This window comes from Mycobacterium persicum (assembly GCF_002086675.1).
GTDB lineage: Bacteria > Actinomycetota > Actinomycetes > Mycobacteriales > Mycobacteriaceae > Mycobacterium > Mycobacterium persicum.
Map to the genome: position 1 here is coordinate 1 of NZ_MVIF01000225.1, position 1,713 is coordinate 1,713.

General features: G+C 60.5%; 2 protein-coding genes. Both read right to left on the reverse strand.

Annotation, left to right across the window (positions count from 1 at the left end; genetic code table 11):
* Window positions 1-40: 40 nt before the first annotated feature.
* Entirely contained in the window at window positions 41-1,174 is a 1,134-nt protein-coding gene (locus BST40_RS30400; protein WP_158084052.1) for a hypothetical protein, read from the reverse strand.
* Window positions 1,161-1,451 (reverse strand): hypothetical protein, encoded by a 291-nt coding sequence (locus tag BST40_RS28005; protein WP_244174531.1) that lies wholly within the window; start codon window positions 1,449-1,451, stop codon window positions 1,161-1,163. The genes BST40_RS30400 and BST40_RS28005 overlap by 14 nt, the downstream gene beginning before the upstream one ends.
* Window positions 1,452-1,713 lie beyond the last annotated feature (262 nt).

Below are 1,713 nucleotides of genomic sequence, written 5' to 3' on the forward strand. Positions count from 1 at the left end.
TCGGGGAAACTCTCCATCCCCGCCCTCGGGTCACTAATTATCAGGGGGCGAGTGCCTCACCCAAGGTTGGCAGAGAGGGGGTCGCGATTGCTGGAGCGGCGGCAATCGGCGCAGTCGCGGGTGGCGTAGTTGGTGCCAAAGGCTCTGTGGCCGCGTGGATTGTGCCCTCGGACAACGACTGTGCACCGGCAGCCGCCGGCGCTCCGGTCATCATGCCGGTGGCGAACGACTGGCTTAGGGATTGCGGTGATAAAGGTGCGCTGGCCGCTGCTGGTATGCCGGTCGCCCCGGGTGTCGAAATGCCTGGCATGGAGGGGCCGCCAAAGCCGATCGCTGGCGGACCCGGCGGGGCTGTCGGGGTGACGGTGCTCGGCGGCGCAGTTGGCATCATCTGTGTATCGCCATAGGGTAGCTTTGGCGGCGAGGGCGGCGTGACGTCACTGGCGAACGAATTCCTAGGTGTCTGGGTTCCGCCATATGCCGGCTCAGGCTTCGGCGACGCTGCGACATCATCCGACAGCGAAGTACCGTAGGAAGTCTGTGTCTCCCCGTACGCTGACGCGAGTGGTGACGCTGACTTCATTTCTAAGTCTTCGGCCGTGAGCGGACGCGCTGGCGGGGGACCGTCGAGATTTACGCCATGGTCGTGTAGCCACGTTCGCGAATCACCACCGATGGTCTCGTCGAGTACCCGCTGCGTCGCGTCGATGATATTCGACATCGCGATGCCCCCAGCATGGGCGGCGCTTGCATTTTTTTCGGCAATGACCACGTTTACCGCGGCAACTTTGGTCTTCGTTGACCCACTCCCAGATAAAATCCGGTCTATTTCGTCATTGCCGGACTTAGCGATTTCGCTTAGTCGATCACGCAAATTGTTGACCGCATCTGCGACTCGGTCGTTTTGCTCACTCTTCACGCGGCACCGATGGGCTATAGTAGCCATACGCTGCTCGCCGCGCCAATACCGTTCCAGCAAATCATCGGCAGTTTTTCCCTTATTAACCACCAACTGAGATCGTGCGTTTCGCAGATCACTTGCCTCTTGGCTCTTGATTTCCCCGGCCTGGTTCCAGTAGGAGACTCCGGCCTGGGGTGCGTCGGGCCGTGCTGGCCACCACGCACCAACCAGCGACACCGACCACTTGCCGGGTGGCAAATCAGCCGGCAGCACCGCACACGGCCTTCATTCGTGCATCCTTGGCAATGACTTCATCAATCGCCGTCCGAAGTGCCGGATCGTCGCGACCCAGATAGCTACCCATTGCATTTGTACTCGTGTAAGCCGCAGCCAGCCTAAGCGCGGCAGCACGATCACCAGGCGACAGTGCCGGAGCGTCATCGACCGCTTGTATCAACATCACTGCTCCATTCACCCCGGCAGCGGACGCAAGCGCTGGGTTATTGCCATTTGTTTCGATTTGAACTTGACGTGCCGCCAGCTTGTACACCTCATACAAATTATGGTGCGCGGCAGCGACTTCAGCGGCAGTGTAGTCGGCGGGACGGACGTTGCCGAACCCACGGTTGTCCCGCCGGTGATAGGGCGTGTCAAGGCCACGGTCAAAGCTGCGGCGCTAAGCACTACGGGTAGCGAGCGTCCTCATACGGAAGCTGGCTGGGTTTGATCTCGACCGTTAGGCCGAGGTGCTGACAAGACGAGGGATCTCCGTGTTGTTGGGAGATCCCTCGTGTCGGTCATAGCCTCAGGTT